1 protein-coding gene and 2 pseudogenes are annotated in these 5,039 nt (G+C 76.9%); 1 reads left to right on the forward strand and 2 read right to left on the reverse strand.

What is annotated here, in order from left to right:
- Nucleotides 1-597: 597 nt before the first annotated feature.
- A pseudogene (locus DN069_RS39195) lies at nt 598-2,232 on the forward strand (MinD/ParA family ATP-binding protein); the annotation flags it as partial.
- An 83-nt stretch (nt 2,233-2,315) separates the two neighbouring features.
- Here DN069_RS39195 and DN069_RS04330 read toward each other — a convergent pair.
- A complete protein-coding gene (locus DN069_RS04330; RefSeq protein WP_111499471.1) occupies nt 2,316-3,260 on the reverse strand; it encodes a bifunctional riboflavin kinase/FAD synthetase in 945 nt (314 codons plus the stop codon).
- 57 nt (nt 3,261-3,317) lie between these two features.
- Nucleotides 3,318-5,039 (reverse strand): annotated as a pseudogene (locus tag DN069_RS04335) (serine protease); the annotation flags it as partial.

A 5,039-nucleotide genomic window follows, 5' to 3' on the forward strand; every position in this document is an offset into this window, starting at 1 on the left:
CCCGCACCCTTCGGCGCTCCTGACGGCCCGGCGGTTCCGGGCATGCCCGGCGCACCGGCACCGGCTCCCGCACCCTTCGGCATCGCCGAGGCGCCTGCCGGCCCCGGCACACCCGGCGTGCCCGCCACTCCCGCACCCTTCGGCGCTCCTGACGGCTCGGCGGTTCCGGGCGCTCCAGGCATGCCCGGCGCACCGGCACCGGCTGCCGCGCCGTTCGGCGCTCCTGACGGTTCGGCGGCTCCGGGTGCGCCCGGCGCCGCTGCGCCCTTCGGCACGCCCGAAGCCCCCGGCGTCCCCGGCGTCCCCGGAATGCCCGGAGCGCCGGCCGCGGCCGTAGCTCCCGCGCCGTTCGGCGCTCCTGACGGCCCGGCGGCTCCGGGCGCCCTTGGCGCAGCGGCACCGTTCGGCACGCCCGAAGCCCCCGGCGTCCCCGGCGTCCCCGGAATGCCCGGAGCGCCGGCCGCGGCCGCAGCTCCCGCGCCGTTCGGCGCTCCTGACGGTTCGGCGGCGCCGGGTGCGCCCAGCGCCGCTGCGCCCTTCGGCACGCCCGAAGCCCCCGGCGTCCCCGGAATGCCCGGAGCGCCGGCCGCGGCCGCAGCTCCCGCGCCGTTCGGCGGGCCCGAGGCTCCGCCGGTCCCCGGCATGCCGGGTGCCCCTGGCGCCCCGGCCAACGGCGGTGCCCCCGCCGCTCCCTTCGCCGCCCCCGGCGACGGTGGCGCGCCGCAGTTCCCCGGCCAGCCCGGGTACCCGATGCCCGGCGCCCCGGTCGACCCCGCGGCGCCGTTCCCCGCGCCGCCGGTGCCCGGCGTGCCCGGGGAGGGCGCCGCGCCGCAGTACCCCGGCGCGCCCGCGCCCTACCCCGGCCAGCCCACTCCGTACGGCGATCCGAATGCGCAGGGGATGCCCGGCTACCCCGGCGCGCCGGGTGCCCCGGGCATGCCCGGCGAGCAGGCCTACCGGCCGGCCACGCCGCCCGCCGCGCCGCAGGGCGATCCCGCCGCCGGCGCGCCCGGTCAGGCCGGGCCGAACCCGTGGGCCGCGCCGCCGCAGCAGCAGGGCTGGGGCGGGGCTCCCGCCGGTCCCGTCGCGGCAGGCGCGCCGCTGGGCTACACCGCCGCGGTCGAGCTCTCCTCGGACCGGCTGCTGAAGAACCAGGCGCCCGAGCGCCGTCAGGGTCCGCCGCGGTTCCGGCTGGGCGGCAAGGCCGCCGAGGCGGACCGGGCGCAGAAGCTGGCCGTGCTGCGCACGCCGGTGATGACCAGTTACAAGATCGCCGTCATCAGCCTCAAGGGCGGCGTCGGCAAGACGACCACCACCACCGCGCTCGGCTCCACGCTGGCGAGCGAGCGGCAGGACAAGGTCATCGCGATCGACGCCAACCCGGACGCCGGCACGCTGGGCCGCCGCGTGCGGCGCGAGACCAGCGCGACCATCCGCGACCTGGTCACCGCGATCCCGCACCTGCGCAGCTACATGGACGTGCGCCGGTACACCTCGCAGGCCAGCAGCGGTCTGGAGATCCTGGCCAACGACGTCGACCCGGCCGTCTCGACGACCTTCAACGACGAGGACTACCGCCGCGTCATCGGCTTCCTCGGCGAGCAGTACCCGATCATCCTCACCGACTCGGGCACCGGCCTGCTCTACAGCGCCATGCGCGGCGTGCTCGACCTGGCCGACCAGCTGATCGTCGTCTCCACGCCCAGCGTCGACGGTGCCAGCAGCGCCAGCACCACGTTGGACTGGCTGACCGCGCACGGCTACGCGGACCTGGTCCAGCGCAGCATCACGGTCGTCTCCGGGGTCCGCGAGACCTCGAAGATGATCAAGATCGACGACATCGTGGCGCACTTCCAGACCCGTTGCCGCGGCGTCGTGGTGGTGCCCTTCGACGAGCACCTGGCCGCCGGCGCCGAGGTCGAGCTGACCCGGATGAAGCCGAAGACCCGCGAGGCGTACTTCAACCTGGCCGCGATGGTCGCCTCCGACTTCTCCCGGACCCAGCAGGGCATGGGCTGGCAGCAGCAGCCCGGCATGCCGCCGCAGCAGGGCCAGCCGCAGCCCGGTCAGCCGCCGTACGAGCAGCAGCAGTACGACCCGCGCCAGCCGTACCCGCAGGCGCCCCCGGCGTACCCGCAGCAGCCGCAGCCCGGCCAGCCGGGTCAGCCGGGTCAGCAGCCTTACGACCCGCGCCAGCAGTGGGGTTACGGCTACCCGCCGCCGCAGCAGTAGGCCGCGACATGCGACGAGGGGCGGACCGCCGTGGCGGTCCGCCCCTCGGGCGTTTCCGGTTCCTCACGCGGCGTCAGTCAGCGTCAGTCCACGTCGGTCAGCTCGCGCGCCCGCTTGACGTCGTCGGCCATCCGGTCGAGCAGCGCCTCGATCGTGTCGAACTTCTCCATGCCGCGCAGGTAGGCCAGGAAGTCCACCGCCACGTGCAGCCCGTACAGGTCCAGGCCGACGCGGTCGATCGCGTAGGCCTCGACGGTGCGCTCGGTGCCGTCGAAGGTGGGGTTGGTGCCCACCGAGATCGCGGCCGGCATCCGCTCCTGATCGACCGTCAACCAGCCCGCGTAGACGCCGTCGGCGGGGATCGCGGTGTGCGGCAGGGTCTCCACGTTCGCGGTCGGGTAGCCGAGCTCGCGGCCGCGCTGCGCGCCGCGCACGACGACGCCCTCGACCTGGTGCGGGCGGCCGAGCACCTCGGCCACCCCGGCGACGTCGCCCTCGGCGATCAGACGGCGGGCCAGCGTGGAGGAGAACGGCGCACCGTCGCCCGCCGTGCCGCTGATCCGCAGGTCGAGCACCTCGACGACGAAGTCGTGCCTCTCCCCCAGCTCGGCCAGCAGCTCGACGTTGCCCGCGGCGCGGTGTCCGAAGCGGAAGTTGGGGCCCTCGACGACCACCTGTGCGTGCAGGGCCTCGACCAGCACCTGCCGGACGAACTCCTCCGCGGACAGCTGCGAGAACTCGGCCGTGAACGGCAGCACCAGGACGGCGTCGACGCCCAGCGCGCCCATCAGCTCGGCGCGGCGGTGGTGCGGAGCGAGCAGCGGCGGGTGACTGCCCGGCCGGACGACCTCGCTCGGGTGCGGGTCGAAGGTGACCACGACGGAGCGGGCCCCGAGCTCGCGAGCACGGGCCACGGCGCGCCCGATGATCAGTTGGTGGCCCTGGTGCACCCCGTCGAAGGACCCGATGGTGACGACACTGCGTCCCCAGTCCTCCGGCACATCCGTCAGGCCCCGCCAGCGCTGCACCTTGACCGCTCCTCGTCCGTCCTGCGCGTCGCCGCAGGCCCCAGTGGTTCCAACCCCCTATACCTTGCCATGGGCCTGGGGTTCGATCCGCATCGGACTCGTCACAGCCGGGTTCAACACCCCCCGCAACTCCCGGGCGAGGGCGCTCCCGTCGTCGGCCAGCGCCTCGGCGATCCGCCACCGGACGGGCTCGGGCTGCTCGGCGGCCGCGTCGCGGGCGAAGGCGAGCAGCGTCTCCCGCTCGGCCGGCCCGTGGGCGAGCCGCGCCCGCACCCAACCGCCGACCTGCGCGGCCGTCTCCGGGCGGCGCTGGAGGTGCTCCCGGACCAGCCTGGCGGCGGCGGCCCTGGCGCGCGGCGCGGCCGTGGCGCCGAGTGCGCGGAGCACGGCCGCGGCCTCCTCCCCCGGCTCGCGCATCCGCCCGGCGTAGCCGGCGAGCACCAGTGCGGGATCGCTGTCCAGCGCGGGTACGAGGGCGGCCGCGCCGAGCAGCGGATCCCCGGCGAGATAGCGGGTCACCGCCCCGACCAGATGTCGCGGCCGGGCCTGCGGGTCGCACACCAGCGCGGCGTACGCGGCCCCGTGCAGGGCCTCCTCGTCCGCGCGCGCCAGCAGCGCCTCGGCGGCCAGCCGCACCAGCGTCCGCTCCGCGGCGGCGCCCTCGGCGGCGTGCCGCGCCAGCAGCGGCAGCAGCGTCGCTGCGGCGACGTGCCGCTCCGGGCGCGGATCGTGCGCCCACCGGTCCACGGCCCGTCCCAGCGCGGACGGCTCGGCCTGCGCGAGCCCCCGCAGCAGCGCGTCGGCGCGGGAGTGCGCGGCGTCGACGAGCGCGTCGGTGAGCTCGTCCAGTGCGACGTGCCGCTGCTCGAACAGCGTCTCGGCGGCGATCCCACTCACCCGCTCGTCGGCCAGCCAGCCGCACAGCAGCGGCAGCGCCGCCCCCGGGTCCTGGACCAGGACCCCCGCGAGCAGCCGGGCGGCCTCCTCCGCTCCGCTGCGCACCAGCACCCGCAACACGTCGAGGCGCGCCTCGACGGTGAGCGGCAGCGCCCGCCAGAAGTCCCACGGCAGGAACGGTTCGGCGTCCCCGGCGGCGGGCGAGGCAGTGCCGGCCGTGTAGACGACGCGGGCGGCCAGGGCGCGGAGGAGCGGGGCGTAGGTGCCGGCGTCGGGAAGGCGCTGGAGGGTGCCGGAGAGCAACCGCTCCGCCCACCAGCGTGCCTCCGAGCCCGGCGCGGCCGCGTCCGGGCCATCCAGGCACAGGACGAGACGGCTGAGCAGCGACTCCAACGCCTGCGGGTCGGTCTCGCCGAGCCCGAGCAGCGCCTGCCGGACCACCGCGAGACGCCAGCGCGGCACGCCCCCGCCGGTGGGCTGCCCGGGAACCGGCACCGGCGGCGCCCAGCCCACCGGGCCGCCCCGGCGATGCGCGCCGACCGGGCGCGGCAGGCTCTCCTCCCCCACCGGGGGCGGCGCGGTGTCGGCGAGGATCATCGTGAGCGCGACCGGCAGGTCGAGGTGGAAGCCCTGCAACCAGTCCGCCAGCGCGCCGGAGGCGAACCGGTACCCGGCTCCCGCCGCGACGAACAGTCCCTCGCCGAGGGCGGCCTGGGCCCACCCCTCGGCCCACGGGAACAGCTCGTCGAACTCGCGCGCCGTCAACCCGCCGTCGGCCGCGCCCAGCATCCGCCGCGCGGCCTCGTGACAGCGCCCGCCCACGGTCGCGGCCGAGCGCCGCAGGGCGCCGGGGCCGTGCCCCCACTCCCGCCCGCCGGCCCC

It is taken from the genome of Streptacidiphilus pinicola, assembly GCF_003258295.1.
GTDB classification, from domain to species: domain Bacteria; phylum Actinomycetota; class Actinomycetes; order Streptomycetales; family Streptomycetaceae; genus Streptacidiphilus; species Streptacidiphilus pinicola.